15 protein-coding genes are annotated in these 15,901 nt (G+C 61.1%); 8 read left to right on the top strand and 7 right to left on the bottom strand.

What is annotated here, in order from left to right; all coding sequences use genetic code 11:
• Window positions 1-19: 19 nt before the first annotated feature.
• The 4 genes from BFP95_RS09995 to BFP95_RS09980 form a co-directional block, all read right to left on the bottom strand.
• Entirely contained in the window at window positions 20-493 is a 474-nt protein-coding gene (locus tag BFP95_RS09995) for a thioesterase family protein (protein ID WP_065871871.1), read from the bottom strand.
• Between the two features lie 109 nt (window positions 494-602).
• Window positions 603-1,568 (bottom strand): L-carnitine dehydrogenase, encoded by a 966-nt coding sequence (locus BFP95_RS09990; protein WP_065909960.1) that lies wholly within the window; start codon window positions 1,566-1,568, stop codon window positions 603-605.
• A gap of 142 nt (window positions 1,569-1,710) precedes the next feature.
• Complete coding sequence (locus tag BFP95_RS09985) at window positions 1,711-2,598, bottom strand: 3-keto-5-aminohexanoate cleavage protein (RefSeq protein WP_065871869.1); 888 nt, start codon at window positions 2,596-2,598, stop codon at window positions 1,711-1,713.
• Between the two features lie 73 nt (window positions 2,599-2,671).
• Window positions 2,672-3,616 (bottom strand): choline ABC transporter substrate-binding protein, encoded by a 945-nt coding sequence (locus tag BFP95_RS09980; RefSeq protein WP_065871868.1) that lies wholly within the window; start codon window positions 3,614-3,616, stop codon window positions 2,672-2,674.
• 194 nt (window positions 3,617-3,810) lie between these two features.
• Here BFP95_RS09980 and BFP95_RS09975 point away from each other — a divergent pair, with 194 nt between their 5' ends.
• On the top strand, window positions 3,811-4,755 hold the full coding sequence (locus BFP95_RS09975) for a GlxA family transcriptional regulator (RefSeq protein WP_065909958.1): 945 nt from the start codon (window positions 3,811-3,813) through the stop codon (window positions 4,753-4,755).
• Between the two features lie 68 nt (window positions 4,756-4,823).
• Window positions 4,824-6,002 carry a hypothetical protein gene (locus tag BFP95_RS09970; protein ID WP_065871866.1) on the top strand — a complete coding sequence of 393 codons (1,179 nt, stop codon included), beginning with the start codon at window positions 4,824-4,826 and terminating at the stop codon, window positions 6,000-6,002.
• Window positions 6,003-6,038: 36 nt separating this feature from the next.
• Here the strand turns inward: BFP95_RS09970 and BFP95_RS09965 are convergent, their stop codons facing one another.
• Genes BFP95_RS09965 through BFP95_RS09955 form a run of 3 tightly spaced genes read right to left on the bottom strand, consistent with a single transcriptional unit; the run spans window position 6,039 to window position 7,406 of the window.
• Window positions 6,039-6,455 carry a DUF3010 family protein gene (locus BFP95_RS09965; protein WP_065909952.1) on the bottom strand — a complete coding sequence of 139 codons (417 nt, stop codon included), beginning with the start codon at window positions 6,453-6,455 and terminating at the stop codon, window positions 6,039-6,041.
• Between the two features lie 27 nt (window positions 6,456-6,482).
• Entirely contained in the window at window positions 6,483-6,965 is a 483-nt protein-coding gene (locus BFP95_RS09960) for a hypothetical protein (protein ID WP_065871864.1), read from the bottom strand.
• A 39-nt stretch (window positions 6,966-7,004) separates the two neighbouring features.
• The gene (locus BFP95_RS09955; protein WP_065871863.1) at window positions 7,005-7,406 is read right to left on the bottom strand and encodes a lysozyme inhibitor LprI family protein; all 402 of its coding nucleotides are present in this window, start codon (window positions 7,404-7,406) and stop codon (window positions 7,005-7,007) included.
• 219 nt (window positions 7,407-7,625) lie between these two features.
• On the opposite strand from BFP95_RS09955, the gene BFP95_RS09950 reads away from it, so the two are divergent.
• The 6 genes from BFP95_RS09950 (at window position 7,626) to BFP95_RS09925 (ending at window position 15,380) form a co-directional block, all read left to right on the top strand.
• The gene (locus BFP95_RS09950; protein WP_010207105.1) at window positions 7,626-8,603 is read left to right on the top strand and encodes a dipeptidase; all 978 of its coding nucleotides are present in this window, start codon (window positions 7,626-7,628) and stop codon (window positions 8,601-8,603) included.
• Window positions 8,604-8,658: 55 nt separating this feature from the next.
• Window positions 8,659-9,189: a DUF5943 domain-containing protein gene (locus BFP95_RS09945; RefSeq protein ID WP_065871862.1), complete on the top strand. Its 531-nt coding sequence runs from the start codon at window positions 8,659-8,661 to the stop codon at window positions 9,187-9,189.
• A 15-nt stretch (window positions 9,190-9,204) separates the two neighbouring features.
• Window positions 9,205-11,265, top strand: coding sequence for a dimethylglycine demethylation protein DgcA (gene dgcA / locus BFP95_RS09940; RefSeq protein ID WP_065871861.1), 2,061 nt, complete (start codon window positions 9,205-9,207; stop codon window positions 11,263-11,265).
• A gap of 158 nt (window positions 11,266-11,423) precedes the next feature.
• Entirely contained in the window at window positions 11,424-13,379 is a 1,956-nt protein-coding gene (dgcB, locus tag BFP95_RS09935) for a dimethylglycine demethylation protein DgcB (protein ID WP_065871860.1), read from the top strand.
• Entirely contained in the window at window positions 13,379-14,599 is a 1,221-nt protein-coding gene (locus BFP95_RS09930) for an electron transfer flavoprotein subunit alpha (RefSeq protein WP_065871859.1), read from the top strand. Before dgcB ends, BFP95_RS09930 begins: the two co-directional genes overlap by 1 nt.
• Window positions 14,600-14,609: 10 nt before the next feature.
• Window positions 14,610-15,380 carry an electron transfer flavoprotein subunit beta gene (locus tag BFP95_RS09925; RefSeq protein ID WP_015886252.1) on the top strand — a complete coding sequence of 257 codons (771 nt, stop codon included), beginning with the start codon at window positions 14,610-14,612 and terminating at the stop codon, window positions 15,378-15,380.
• Window positions 15,381-15,901: the final 521 nt, after the last annotated feature.

Raw genomic sequence — 15,901 nt, 5'->3', positions numbered from 1 at the left:
ACGGCTGGTCGGGGCTTTTTTATCGGCCCGGCAAACCGATGACGCGGCCGAGCAGGGCAGGCCTGGGCAGCTCGCCCTGTGCCGCGATGAGGGATGAGAGCCGCGCCAGCGTGGCCTCGGTGAACGGCGTCGAGCGCGGACCGGCGAGGTCGACATGCAGCAACATCTGTTCGTTGCCGGCCAGCTCTTTCTCATCCCCGGCTGAATGCAGGCTGTGATAGAGGTGCAGGCGCTTGGCGTCGTGGGCGATCAGTTGCGTGCGTACCTCGACGTCGGCGCCGAGCTTCACTTCGTGCAGGTAGTTCAGGTGCAACTCCAGGGTGAACAGTGAGTGACCGCTGGCTTCGCGGTTTTCACTGGTAAGCCCCAGGGTGTCCATCAGCGCGTCGGTGGCGTAGCTGAAGATCAGCAAGTAGAACGCATCGCGCAGGTGGCCGTTGTAATCCACCCAGTCAGGCTGGATTTTGGTCGTGTAGGTCATCAGAGCAGGCATCACATAAATTCCGAAGATGTACGCGGTCAAAAATGTGGGAGCTGGCTTGCCTGCGATAGCGGTGGTGAGGCTTACATCGCTATCGCAGGCAAGCCAGCTCCCACATTGGTTATTCGGCGAAGCTCATGCCGTGCTTGGCCTTAGTGGTTTTCACCGCGTCCAGCACCGCCAGCAGGCAATCATCACGATAGCGCTCCAGCGCAGAAATGCTGTGTTTACCCAGCTGATCGCTGGTGCCATCGACCACATCGTCAATCAGCTTGTCGGTCAGTTCCGGCGCCGGTAGGTAAGTCCACGGCAGTTGCAACGCCGGGCCGAACTGCGCCATGAAGTGCCGCATGCCGGCATCGCCACCCGCCAGGGTGTAGGTCAGGAAGGTGCCCATGAACGACCATCGTAGCCCCGCGCCAAAGCGGATGGCGTCATCGATTTCGCCCGTGGTGGCCACGCCGTCATTGACCAGGTGCAGCGCCTCACGCCACAGCGCTTCCAGCAGGCGGTCGGCGATAAACCCAGGCACTTCCTTGCGCACATGCAAGGGCCGCATGCCGAGGGATTCATACACCTTGATTGCCGCCTGAATGGCCTCAGGCGCAGTGTTCTTGCCGCCGACGACTTCCACCAGCGGCAACAGGTAAACCGGGTTGAACGGGTGGCCGACCACGCAACGCTCAGGGTGAGTCGAGCTCTCGTAGAACTCGCTTGGCAACAGGCCGGAGGTACTCGAACCAATCAACGCATTCGGCTTGGCTGCCGCGCTGATCTTGCTGTGTAACGCCAGCTTCAGCTCCAGGCGTTCCGGGGCGCTTTCCTGGATGAAGTCGGCGTCTTTCACGCACGCTTCGATAGTGTCGACAAAGCGCAGGCGGTCCTGGGACGCGCCCGGTGCCAGGCCTTGTTTCTCAAGGGCGCCCCAGGCGTTGGCGACGCGCTTGCGCAGGGCGGCTTCGGCACCGGGCGCCGGGTCCCAGGCGATTACATCCAGGCCGTGGGCCAGGGCGCGGGACACCCAGCCGCTGCCGATAACGCCGCTGCCGAGGGCGGCGAAGGTTTTGATGTCAGTGATAAAACGCATGGGAAATTCCTAAAGAGTTCGGTGATCACCTGTGGGAGCTGGCTTGCCTGCGATAGCGGTGTGTCAGTTGATGTATTTGACGGCTGACGTACCGCAATCGCGGGCAAGCCCGGCTCCCACAGGGTTTTGTGGTGTTTGGGAGTCAGCCGCGTTTGGTCAGGCCCATCTTGATTCGGCCCTCCGCCGGGGTCATGACCCGAGCACCCAACCGGCTGAGGATTTCACTCGCGCGCTCCACCAGTTGCCCGTTGGTGGCGAGCACGCCTTTGTCCAGCCACAGGTTGTCTTCCAGGCCTACCCTCACGTTGCCGCCCAGCAGCACCGCTTGCGCGGCCATTGGCATTTGCATGCGACCGATGCCGAAACCGGCCCACACCGCGTCGGCGGGCAGGTTGTCGACCATGGCTTTCATGGTGGTGGTGTCGGCCGGCGCGCCCCAGGGAATGCCCAGGCACAGCTGGAACAGGGGGTTGTCGAGCAGGCCTTCCTTGATCATCTGTTTGGCAAACCACAGGTGACCGGTGTCGAAAATTTCCAGTTCGGGCTTAACGCCCAGCTCTTGGATGCGCTTGGCGCCAGCCCTTAGTTGCGCCGGGGTGGACACGTAAATGGTGTCGCCATCGCCGAAGTTCAGGGTGCCGCAGTCCAGGGTGCAGATTTCCGGCAGCAGCTCTTCCACATGGGCCAGGCGGGTCAGCGGGCCGACCAGGTCGGTGTTGGGGCCGAACTCCATCGGGTGCTCGCCGCCGCCGATCTCCAGGTCGCCGCCCATGCCGGCGGTGAGGTTGACGATGATGTCGATGTCGGCCTCACGGATGCGTTCCATCACTTCGCGGTACAGGGCCACGTCACGGCTGAACTTGCCGGTCTCGGGGTCGCGCACGTGGCAGTGGACCACGGTGGCGCCGGCCTTGGCGGCTTCCACCGCAGCGGCGGCGATTTGTTTAGGGGTGACCGGCACGTGCGGGCTTCTGCTGGTCGTGTCGCCAGCACCGGTGAGTGCGCAGGTGATGATGACGTCATGGTTCATGGGGCGGTTCCTTACAGGCGTAGTGGTGCCGTTCGCAGCCGCTTGTGGCTGCGAAACGGTGATTGAATAGGGGTTACTTGCTGGTCAATTGCAGGTTGGCCGCAGCCGGTTTGCCATCGAAGGTGGTCACACCTTCCAGCCAACGAGCCTGGTCTTGCGGGTGATCCTTGAGCCACTGTTTGGCGGATTCGAGGGCGTCCTTGTGATCCAGCAACGGCTGCATCATCCGGCTCTCGTCGGCGGCGGTGAAGGTGAGGTTGGTCAGCAGTTTGTGCACGTTGGGGCACTGCTCGGCGTAGGTGGGTGCGGTCACGGTCCACACGGTCGCCATGCCTTCGTTCGGGCCCAGGGCGTCGTCGCTGCCGGTGAGGTAAGTCATGGCGACGTTGACGTTCATCGGGTGCGGCGCCCAGCCAAAGAACACTACGGCCTCCTTGCGGCGTACCGCCCGGTCGACGGCGGCGAGCATGCCGGCTTCACTGGATTCCACCAGTTGGAACTTGCCCAGGCCGAACTGGTTCTTGGCGATCATCGCCTTGATCTGCGTGTTGGCGCCTGAGCCGGGCTCGATGCCGTAGATCTTGCCGCCCAGCTCTTTTTCGAATTTGGCGATGTCGGCGAAGGTTTTCAGGCCCTTGTCCGCCAGGTAGGTCGGCACGGCGAGGGTGGCGCGCGCGTCTTCCAGGCTCGGTTTGTCGAGGACCTTGACCTGCTTGGCGTCGACGAATGGGGTGATGGTCTGGGTCATCAGCGGGTTCCAGTAGCCCAGGAACATATCCAGGCGCTGGTCGCGGATGCCGGCAAAGATGATTTGCTGAGAGGCGCTGGTCTGTTTGGTCTTGTAGCCGAGGCCGTCGAGCAACACTTGGGTCATGGCGCTGGTGGCGATTACGTCGGTCCAGTTCACCACACCCATGCGCACGTTCTGGCAGGACGCCGCATCGGCGGCCATTACGTGGGTGCTCAAGATGGCGCTGGCGCTGAGTGCGAGCACGCAGCGGCGGATCAGTCGGTTCATGGTGGATCCCTCGGCAGGTCGTTATTGTGGGGGCCGGCGTCTTTGTGCGCCGTGGGATCACGTTACGTAGCTTTGGGGGCGACAAAACGCACGGCGGCGACCCGCTCTTGCACTGCAGCGACCTGTGCTCTTGAATGGCCCGTTGAACTGGCGTATCACAGTGAGCACGCTGCCCGTACTACGAGAGCGCCACCATGTCCCAGGATTTCTACTTTCTGCTGATGCCGGGTTTTTCGGCCATCGGGTTTATCTCCGCGCTGGAGCCGCTGCGAGTGGCCAACCGCTTTCGCGGCGAGTTGTACCGCTGGCACATATTGAGCGCGGACGGCGGCGCGGTGCTGGCGAGCAATGGCATGTCGGTCAACGCCGACGCCGCGTTGGAACCGCTGAAAAAAGGCGCGACGTTGTTGGTGGTGGCGGGCTTTGAACCCTTGCAGTTCGCCACGCCCACGCTGGAACACTGGCTGCGCCGCCTCGACCATGACGGCGTGACCCTCGGCGCCATCGACACCGGCGCCTGCGTGCTCGCCGAAGCAGGTTTGCTCGACGGTCACCGCCTGACGCTGCACTGGGAAGCCATCGACGCGTTCAAGGAATCCTACCCGCAGCTCACAGTGACCCAGGAACTCTTCGAAATCGACCGTCGCCGTATCACCTGCGCCGGCGGCACCGCGTCCATCGACCTGATGCTCGACCTGATCGCCCAGGCTCATGGCTCGGAGCTGGCGATCCAGGTTTCCGAACAATTCGTGCTCGGCCGTATCCGCCCACGCAAAGACCACCAGCGCATGCAGATCGCCACGCGCTACGGCATCAACAACAAAAAACTGGTGCAAGTGATCGGCGAGATGGAGCAACACACCGAGCCGCCCCTGAGCACATTGGCGCTGGCCGACGCGATCAACGTAACGCGGCGTCAGCTGGAGCGCCTGTTTCGCCTGCATTTGAACGACACCCCGAGCAACTTCTACCTCGGCCTGCGCCTGGAAAAAGCCCGGCAGTTGCTGCGCCAGAGCGATCTGAGTGTGCTGGAAGTGAGTATTGCCTGCGGGTTTGAATCACCGTCGTATTTCACGCGGAGTTATCGGGCACGGTTTGCGAAATGCCCGAGGGAGGATCGGCGACGGGAGGTGGTTTGACGGCTGATTATAGTCAATTATACTCGTGACTATAATTTATAGCCCTTTCCATAATTGAGTATAAAAGCATGTCCAAGAACAGCGGCTTTGTGTTCCGCCGCCCCGACCTGGCAAGCAGCATTGCCGATGGCCTGGTGGGGGCTGGTATTCAGGATTTCACCTCTGGCCTGTTTCTCGCGGCGCCGCGTCGCACGGGCAAAAGTACTTTTTTGCGTGAGGACCTTGTACCTGAATGCCAGGCGCGTGGTTGGCTGGCGGTGTATGTCGACCTGTGGGCCGACAAGGAAAAAGACCCCGCCGACCTGATCTCCAGCGCCATTGCCGGTGCCCTGGTGCCGTTTGAAAAGGGCATCCGCAAACTGGCCAAGAATATCGGCATTGAAAAGCTCAGCTTCCTACGCACCTTGTCCTGGGATTTCACCAAGCCGCAATTGCCTGCAGGCGCGACACTGACGCAAGCGCTGGAGCTGCTTCACAGCGCTGCCGAGAAAACCGTCGTGCTGGTGATCGACGAAGCCCAGCACGCGCTCACCACCGAAGCGGGTGTTAACGCGATGTTTGCCCTCAAGGCCGCCCGAGACCAGCTCAACCAAGGTCGTGAAGGCGAGGGCAGCGGGTTGCGCCTGGTGTTCACGGGGTCAAATCGCGACAAGCTTGCCCATCTGGTATTAGGTAAAAGCCAGCCGTTCTTCGGGTCCAGCATCACGCCATTTCCACTGCTGGGCAAAGCATTCACACAGGCCTACACCGTGTACCTCAACGGCCTTCTGGCCAAGACCAACCAGTTCAATGCGGCCGACATCGATGAAGCGTTCGAGCTGGTGGGCCGTCGCCCGGAAATGTTGCGCACCATTATTGGTGAAGTGGCATTGGAACTGGGGGAGGCGAGCAATCTCGGCCAACTGCTGCACAGTCGCGCCGAACTGCTGCGCGCCGGCGTTTGGACCGAATTCGAAAGTGCCTGGAACGCCCTCACCATTCCCCAGCGTGCGGTGCTGGAAGTGATGGTGGAGCGCTCCCAGAACAACGAACCGTTCGCGCCGTTTACCGACAGCACCATCACGGCCGTCAGCAAGGCGTTGGAAGACATGGGCAGCGACGTAGTGCCGGGCACCCAGACCATTCAGGCCTGTATCGAGGCCTTGCGCGATAAAGAGCTGGTATGGAAGTCGAGCCGGGGGGGCTATGCGCTGGAAGACAAATCCTTCGGGGATTGGCTGCAGCACCGGCGCCGTACAGCTGCCTGAAGAACACAGAGATCAAATGTGGATTTTTAGTGTGGCTTACTTCTTGACCAGTGCCGAACACGCCGCCTTGTACGCCTCATGCTGATATTTGTTCAGCGTCACCGGCAAGTCAAAGGTGTGCTTCTTGTTCTGTGCATTGATGGTCTGCGGCGACAACAGCGTCACCTCAACACCGTCCAGCAACTGAAATACCCCTTCAATCTTGAACGTGGTCGGGCCACCGGCGAATTCGCCTTTCTTGCTGCGCTTCTTGATCGCGATACGTTCGATAGCATTTGACTGCACAAACGCCTTCACCTGAGCGGCGAAGGCTTTGACGTTGGCCGCTTCATCGTCGTCTTCAAGGGCGATTTTTTTCGTGGCCAGAGCGATGTGAGTCAACACCTGGTTGTCCAGGGCGGCGACGGCGATGATGGCTTCGCTGCCTTTGATTTCGATGCCGCAGATAGTCATGTTCAAGCCTATGGGGATGAGAGGGTGTCAGTAATGCCGATCTTCTTCTTTGTGCTGGTAGATCCGGTGCACCGTCCAGAACATTAGCATCAAGCATAAAATCATCAGGCCAGCACTTGCGCTCATGATGTAGAAATTGGGCGAGCTCGATTTGAGGTTTGCCTTGATGTTATGCACTGTCGGAAACCACTTCGAATACACCACTGGCACCGGGCCGCCCACTACGTAGCCTGGGTCGTCAACGTAGCTGCTGTTGTTCACCATGCCTTCTTCGCGTTGGCCGTCATGGGTGAACGTGTAATAAACGTTGGTGCTAGAGGCTCGGGGGCCAACACTTTCAAGCTGGGTGATCTGCCCCATTGTTTCTACGGGCGCCGCTTTGATCAAGGCGTAGGGTGCGCCCCGGTCCTTGGACAGAAATAGCATCAGGCAGAGTACGAGCATGAAGAAAAACAGCAGCGTGGCGCGCGTGAACAGGAAGTCCCGTTGCGCTTCGCGTGGGTAGTACATGTGAAGTCCTTTTCAAGGGTGTTAAACGATAAAGCCTGCTTATTCCTGCCCAATCGACTCCAAAAACTCCGACCGCTCATCACTCATCCGCGCCAGGCAGTCATTCTGCGCAATCGCGTACGCCTTGGTGCCGTTCACCGCCGGAAAGGTGTCCACGGCGCAATCGGCGTCGCGTAACTTTTCCCACTTCTGTTGGGCATCCTTCAGACGAGCGGTAATGTCCGCCAGCTTGGTCTTGTCGCTGCCGTAGGTCGAAGCCATGCGTTCCAACAGGCCCTGATAGTTATCCTTGAGCAACTGATCGGCGGTGGTTTTATTGTAAGTGGCGCATTCCAGGGTTTGCTTGTCGTTTTCGATGCCGTCGCACGGCGTGCTGTCGGTGTCTTCGGCGGCGTGGACGCCGGTTGCGATGAGTGCCAAAGCCAGGAAAATCGATTTCATTGCGCCGTCTCATATCAGGTAATGGCTGAATTCTGGCCCAAGCGTAAGACAAATAACAGCCGCCAGTCAGACACCTCTTAACAGCCTTTGTCGTGGATTGACGCTTTCGGCAATTCCCCTGTCGTTTTTGCACCCGGCTCTGTCGGCCCCTGGGCATATGCTGGCCCCAAAGCGCCGGCAGACGATTCGGCGCATGAATCGCCAATAAGGGGACGCCTGATGAGCCCAGCCGAATTGCACGCCGACAGCATCGTTATCGACGGGTTGATTATTGCCAAGTGGAACCGCGACCTGTTCGAGGACATGCGCAAAGGTGGCCTCACCGCTGCCAACTGCACGGTGTCGGTGTGGGAAGGCTTCCAGGCCACCATTAACAACATCGTGGCCAGCCAGACCCTGATCCGTGAGAACAGCGACCTGGTGATACCGGTGAAAACCACCGCCGATATCCGCAAAGCCAAGGAGCAGGGCAAGACCGGCATCATCTTCGGCTTCCAGAACGCCCATGCCTTTGAAGACCAGCTTGGCTATGTGGAAATCTTCAAGCAGCTCGGCGTCGGCGTAGTGCAGATGTGCTACAACACCCAGAACCTGGTGGGCACCGGTTGCTACGAGCGCGATGGCGGCCTGTCGGGCTTTGGTCGCGAAATCGTGGCCGAGATGAACCGCGTCGGGATCATGTGCGACCTGTCCCACGTGGGCTCCAAGACCAGCGAAGAAGTCATCCTCGAATCGAAAAAGCCGGTGTGCTACTCCCACTGCCTGCCGTCGGGCCTTAAAGAGCACCCGCGCAACAAGTCCGATGAAGAACTCAAGTTCATTGCCGACCACGGTGGTTTTGTCGGCGTGACCATGTTCGCGCCATTCCTGGCCAAGGGCATCGATTCGACCATCGACGATTACGCCGAAGCCATCGAATACACCATGAACATCGTCGGCGAAGACGCCATCGGCATCGGCACCGACTTCACCCAGGGCCATGGCCAGGATTTCTTCGAAATGCTGACCCATGACAAGGGTTACGCGCGCCGCCTGACCAGCTTCGGCAAGATCATCAACCCGCTGGGCATCCGCACTGTGGGCGAGTTTCCCAACCTCACCGAGACCCTGCTCAAGCGCGGTCACCCTGAGCGTGTGGTGCGCAAGATCATGGGTGAGAACTGGGTCAACGTCCTCAAGGACGTCTGGGGCGAATAAGCCACCGCACTGTCGCGGAACATCAACACAACGAATTTTCTGGAGTTAAGTTTCCATGGCCAAGATCGCCCCGCAATTGCCTATCGAAGTCGACAGCGAAACCGGTGTCTGGACCTCCGACGCCCTGCCGATGCTGTACGTGCCACGCCATTTCTTCGTCAACAACCACATGGGTATCGAAGAAGTCCTCGGCGCTGACGCCTACGCCGACATCCTTTACAAAGCCGGCTACAAGTCCGCCTGGCACTGGTGTGAAAAAGAAGCCGAATGCCACGGCCTGGAAGGCGTCGCAGTGTTCGAACACTACATGAAGCGCCTGTCGCAGCGTGGCTGGGGCCTGTTCAAGATCCAGGACATCGACCTCGACAAAGGCACTGCCAGCGTCACGCTTGAACACTCGGCGTTTGTCTACGTGTACGGCAAGGTCGGGCGCAAGGTCGACTACATGTTCACCGGCTGGTTTGCCGGTGCCATGGACCAGATTCTGCAGGCGCGTGGCAGCCAAATCCGTACCGTCGCCGAACAAGTCTACGGAGGCTCCGAAGAGGGCCACGATGACGGCCTGTTCACCGTCAAGCCGTTGTAAGCCGAGGACCGTGCCATGGCTTTCGAAGCAATGTTTGCGCCGATTCAAATCGGCAAACTGACCATCCGCAACCGCGTGCTCAGTACCGCCCACGCCGAGGTGTATGCCACCGACGGCGGGATGACGACTGACCGCTATGTGAAATATTACGAAGAGAAAGCCAAGGGCGGCATCGGCCTGGCGATCTGCGGTGGCTCCTCAGTGGTGGCCATCGACAGCCCGCAGGAGTGGTGGAGCTCGGTCAATCTGTCCACCGACCGCATCATCCCGCACTTCCAGAACCTGGCTGACGCCATGCACAAGCATGGCGCCAAGATCATGATCCAGATTACCCACATGGGCCGTCGCTCGCGTTGGGACGGTTTTAACTGGCCGACCCTGATGTCGCCGTCCGGCGTGCGTGAGCCGGTGCACCGCGCTACCTGCAAGACCATCGAACCGGAAGAAATCTGGCGCGTGATCGGCAACTACGCCCAGGCCGCGCGTCGTGCCAAGGCCGGTGGCCTCGACGGCGTGGAACTGTCCGCCGTGCACCAGCACATGATCGACCAGTTCTGGAGCCCACGGGTCAACAAACGTACCGACGAATGGGGTGGCACCTTTGAAGGGCGCATGAAGTTCGGCCTGGAAGTCCTGAAAGCCGTGCGTGCCGAGGTCGGTGACGACTTCTGCGTGGGCATGCGCCTGTGCGGTGACGAGTTCCACCCGGACGGCTTGTCCCATGAGGACATGAAGCAGATCGCCAAGTATTACGACGACACCGGCATGCTTGATTTTATCGGCGTAGTGGGTTCGGGGTGCGACACCCACAACACCCTGGCCAACGTTATCCCCAACATGAGTTATCCACCGGAGCCGTTCCTGCACTTGGCCGCCGGGATCAAGGAAGTGGTCAAGGTCCCGGTGCTGCACGCGCAGAACATCAAGGACCCGAACCAGGCCACGCGCATCCTCGAAGGCGGTTATGTGGACATGGTCGGCATGACCCGTGCGCACATCGCCGACCCGCACCTGATCGCCAAGATCAAGATGGGCCAGATCGACCAGATCAAGCAGTGCGTCGGCGCCAACTACTGCATCGACCGCCAGTACCAGGGCCTGGATGTGCTGTGCATCCAGAACGCCGCGACCTCCCGTGAATACATGGGCGTGCCGCACATCATCGAGAAGTCCACCGGGCCCAAGCGCAAAGTCGTGGTCGTGGGTGCCGGCCCGGCAGGGATGGAAGCCGCGCGCGTCGCCGCTGAACGTGGCCACGATGTGACCCTGTTGGAAAAGAAAGAATTTATCGGCGGGCAGATCACTACCGCCTCGAAAGCGCCGCAACGTGACCAGATCGCCGGTATCACCCGCTGGTTCCAGCTGGAGTTGGCACGCTTGAAAGTCGACTTGCGCCTGGGCGTGGCCGCTGATGCCGAGACCATCCTCGACCTGCGCCCGGACGTGGTGGTGCTGGCGGTGGGCGGGCATCCGTTTATCGAACAGAACGAACACTGGGGCGCCGCCGAAGGCTTGGTAGTGAGTAGCTGGGACGTGCTCGACGGCAAGGTTGCGCCGGGCAAGAACGTGCTGGTGTACGACACCATTTGCGAATTCACCGGCATGTCGGTGGCGGATTTCCTGGCGGACAAAGGCTGCCAGGTCGAGATCGTCACTGACGATATCAAGCCCGGTGTGGCCATCGGCGGTACGTCATTCCCGACCTACTACCGCAGCATGTACCCCAAGGAAGTGATCATGACCGGCGACATGATGCTGGAAAAGGTCTACCGCGAAGGCGACAAGCTGGTGGCGGTGCTGGAGAACGAATACACCGGTGCCAAAGAGGAGCGGGTGGTGGACCAGGTGGTGGTGGAAAACGGCGTGCGTCCGGATGAAGCCCTTTACTACGGGCTCAAGGACGGATCGCGCAACAAGGGCCAGATCGACGTTGAAGCCTTGTTCGCGATCCAGCCGCAGCCGTGCCTGAGCGAGGCGGGCGAGGGCTACTTGCTGTTCCGCATTGGTGATTGTGTGGCGCAGCGAAATACCCACGCTGCGATCTACGACGCCCTGCGCCTGTGCAAGGATTTCTGACGAGGTGAACTCGGCCCAATGTGGGAGCGGGCTTGCTCGCGAAGGCGGTGTGTCAGTCGATACATCCGGTGGCTGACCCACCGCTTTCGCGAGCAAGCCCGCTCCCACATTGGGGGCCAGTTTCACAGTAGACCTGTATGGTCTTTGGGAGCTTCACCATGTTGAACACCTTGCTTCCCATTTTATTATTCGCAGCCCTTGGCCTTGCCGTCCTCGGCGCCCTGCGCCGGGTGAACATGTGGCGCCGTGGCCGCGCCTCCAAAGTCGACCTGCTCGGTGGCCTGCTGGCCATGCCCAAGCGCTACGTGGTCGACTTACACCACGTGGTTGCCCGCGACAAATACATCGCCAACACCCACGTCGCCACGGCGTTGGGCTTTGTGCTGTCAGCGCTGCTGGCGATTCTGGTGCACGGTTTCGGCCTGCATAACCGCATCCTCGGCTATGCCCTGCTGTTGGCCTCGGTGCTGATGTTTGTCGGCGCCACGTTTGTCTATCTGCGCCGCCGTAACCCGCCGTCACGCCTGTCGAAAGGCCCTTGGATGCGCCTGCCGAAAAGCCTGATGGCGTTTTCGGTGAGCTTTTTCCTGGTGACGCTGCCGGTGGCCGGGATCCTGCCGGCCGACTTCGGCGGCTGGCTGTTGGCTGCGCTGCTCAGTGTGGGCGTGCTGTGGGGCGTGTCGGAAATGTTTTTCGGCATGACATGGGGCGGCCCGATGAAGCACGCCTTCGCCGGTGCCCTGCACCTGGCCTGGCACCGCCGCGCCGAGCGCTTTGGCGGTGGCCGTTCCACCGGTTTGAAGCCGCTGGACCTCGGCGATAAAACCGCGCCGCTGGGCGTGGAAAAACCCAAGGATTTCACCTGGAACCAACTGCTCGGATTTGACGCCTGCGTGCAGTGCGGCAAGTGCGAAGCCGCGTGCCCGGCCTTCGCCGCCGGCCAGCCGCTGAACCCTAAAAAGCTGATCCAGGATATGGTGGTCGGCCTGGCTGGCGGCACTGATGCCAAGTTCGCCGGCAGCCCCTATCCAGGCAAACCGGTAGGCGAGCACAGCGGCAACCCGCACCAGCCCATCGTCAACGGCCTGGTGGACGCCGAAACCCTGTGGTCCTGCACCACCTGCCGCGCCTGCGTGGAGGAGTGCCCGATGATGATCGAGCACGTGGACGCCATCGTCGACATGCGCCGCTACCTCACCCTGGAAAAAGGCGCGACTCCGAACAAGGGCGCCGAAGTCCTCGAGAACCTGATCGCCACCGATAACCCGGGCGGCTTTGCACCGGGCGGTCGCCTGAACTGGGCGGCGGATCTGAACCTGCCGCTGCTCAGCGAAAAGGGCAGCGCCGAGGTACTGTTCTGGGTTGGCGACGGTGCCTTCGACATGCGCAACCAACGTACCCTGCGAGCGTTCGTCAAAGTACTCAAAGCGGCCAACGTCGACTTTGCCGTGCTTGGCCTGGAAGAACGCGACAGCGGCGACGTGGCGCGGCGCCTGGGTGATGAAGCGACCTTCCAGTTGCTGGCCACGCGCAATATCCAGACCCTGGCCAAGTACAGCTTCAAGCGCATCGTTACCTGCGACCCGCACAGTTTCCATGTGCTGAAAAACGAGTACGGCGCCTTTAACGGCAACTACCTCGTGCAACACCACAGTACGTTCATGGCCGAGTTGATCGGCGAGGGCGCGTTGAACCTGGGCCAACACAAAGGCAACAGCGTGACCTACCACGACCCATGCTACCTGGGCCGCTACAACGGCGAGTACGAGGCGCCGCGCCAAGTGCTGCGGGCGTTGGGCATTGAGGTCAAAGAGATGCAACGTTCGGGCTTCCGTTCACGCTGCTGCGGTGGCGGCGGCGGTGCGCCGATCACCGACATTCCCGGCAAGCAACGGATTCCGGACATGCGCATGGAAGACATCCGCGAAACCGGCGCCGAGCTGGTGGCTGTGGGCTGCCCGCAGTGCACGGCAATGCTCGAAGGTGTAGTCGAGCCGCGCCCATTGATCAAGGACATCGCCGAATTGGTGGCCGACGCTTTATTGGAAGACGCCGCGCCTGCCACTTCGCCGACTAAACGCCCTGTCCAACAAAAGTCTGCGGAGGTGCATTGATGAGCGACATTATCCGCCGCGACCCACGGGCCGAATGGATCGCCCGCAACCGTCTGCACCCGCTGCACGCGGCGATGCAGCCGGTGCAACACAGTTGGATGGGGCCTAACGGCGTCATCCGCAAGAACGTCCACGGTGTTGGTTTTATCGGTCCCAACGGCATCAAGCGTATCGACCGCAGCGGCGCCCAGCAGGGCGGTGCGGCCAAGCGTACGGCAGCGGTGGAAGTGCAGTTGCCACTGCATCAGGTGCCGGCGCCGGCGTTCTACATCAACGTGGTGCCGGACATGGTCGGCGGTCGCCTGAGCAGCCACGACCGCGACCTGCTGGGCCTGGCGCGGCAACTCGCTGGCAGCGATGGCGCGGTGTTGGCGGTGGTGTTTGGCGAGCACAAGGAAAATGCGTTTGCCACGGCGGGCGTCGACCGCCTGCTGGTGCTGGAAGGTCACGAATTCGACGGTTATTCACCGGAGCAACGGGTGCAAGGTTTGCGCGCTGTGGATAACCAGTTCAACCCGCGCCACTGGTTGCTGCCGGACAGCCGCAGCGGTGGTGGCGAACTGGGCCGACGCTTTGCCGCCAGCCTCAAGGAACGCCCGGCCACGCGGGTCTGGCAGATCAAGGGCGACGAGTGCATCGGCCGCGCCGGGGCTGGCCAGGAAGACTTGGCCCGGCCGTTGGCGCGCCTGATCCTGGCGGCCGTGGAGTGCGCTGAACCGGTCAGCGAAACCCGGCATGAAGTGTTGCCCGTGGAGTTATCCACAGCCCTGGCGCGCAGCTTGCCGCGCATTGAAGATCTTGGCGCGGTGGCGGTTGACCCGGCGGCGATTCCCATGGCCGAGGCGGAATTCATTTTCTCCGGCGGCAATGGCGTGAAGGACTGGACGCTTTTCCACCAGACCGCCGCCGCATTGGGTGCCACCGAGGGCGCCTCGCGGGTGGCCGTGGACGACGGCTTTATGGCGCGTGATCGCCAGGTCGGCGCCAGCGGCACCTGGGTCACCGCGCGGGTGTATGTGGCCGTGGGTATTTCCGGGGCCATCCAGCACCTGCAAGGCATCGGTGCCTGCGACAAGGTGGTGGCGATCAACCTAGACCCCGGCTGCGACATGATCAAGCGGGCCGACCTCTCGGTCATTGGCGAAAGTAACGCGATACTGCAAGCCTTGATCGATGCGGTCGAGGCCTACCGCAACGGCGCCAAGCGCGATGCGGCTTAAGGATATGGCCATGACCACGAATGTAATCAGTTTGGTTTCCATCGGCGCCCACCCTACCTCCGGGCGCCCGCGCCGTGCGGAGCAGGACGCCCGCGCTGTCGAACTGGGTTTGCAGATGGCTGGGGATAAGTTGCAGGTGCTGCATGCCGGCAACATCGCCGAACCGACCCTGCGTAGTTACCTGGGCATGGGCTTGCCAGAGTTACATGTACTGGAGCAACCGGCTGGCAGCGATGCGTTGCCGGTACTCAGTGAATACTTGCGCGATGCCGGTGCCCAGGTGGTGCTCACCGGCAGCCAGGCCGAAACCGGTGAAGGCTCGGGCATGTTGCCGTTCTTGCTGGCCGAGCAGTTGGGCTGGCCGCTGATAGTCGGGCTGGCGCAGGTTGAATCGATCGAAGCGGGCGTGGCCCATGTGCTGCAAGCCCTGCCACGCGGCCAGCGGCGCCGGTTGAAGGTGCGTTTGCCATTTCTGGCGACCGTGGATAACGCCGCGCCCAAGCCTCGGCAAAGTGCGTATGGCCCGGCGCAGCGCGGTGAACTGGCGGCTCACGAAGTTGAAGTCGAGCAGGACGCGTTATACACAGGGGCCGTGCTGCAACCGGCCAAGCCTCGCCCCAAGCGGCTCAAGGTGATCAAGGCCAAGAGCGGCGCCGATCGTATGAAAGCCGCCACGGCCAAGGCCAGCGGCGGCGGTGGGCAAGTGCTCAAGGGCCTTAGCCCGGAAGCGGGTGCCGAGGCCATTCTCAAGTTGTTGGTTGAGGAAGGCGTCGTACGCTGATCCCCTGTGGGCGCTGGCGTATCTGTACCTGTAGTGAGCGGGCTTGCCCGCGCTGGGTGGCGAAGCCGCCCCAATAAATACGCCGCTGAGTTTCAGATAAAACCAAGTCGCCTAGTTTGGGGCGGCTTCGCCCCCCAGCGCGGGCAAGCCCGCTCACCACAAGGATGTGTAGATTCCAAGGGCTATAGCAGGGAAGCCAGCGCCCACTTCTTAACGTCCCTTGGGCTTACCCACAATCCCTGTTGACCCGTCTGTGGATAACCTGTTCGCGGTTGTCCACAGCCCCTGTCAATCAAGCCCTCCAGCCCTCTGTACGAAAAACAACCAAGCTAACTGGCCGTTTTTGCTTGGGTTTTTCCCTGCACTCCGCCATTTAACACATCAGACTTGCCCCCATACTCTGTTGGCGCTTCTGTGGATAAGGTGTTCGCTATCGGCCACAGCCCTTATGATTAAAGGCGTTCATGAGATTGATCAAAGTCTGATCGATTTAAGCTTTTACGCAAATAAAATCCCTGCAT

The organism is Pseudomonas sp. 58 R 12, assembly GCF_900005865.1.
Taxonomy (GTDB): domain Bacteria; phylum Pseudomonadota; class Gammaproteobacteria; order Pseudomonadales; family Pseudomonadaceae; genus Aquipseudomonas; species Aquipseudomonas tritici.
The sequence above is the reverse complement of the archived record's forward strand: the minus strand, read 5'-3'. Positions and strand labels throughout refer to the sequence as shown.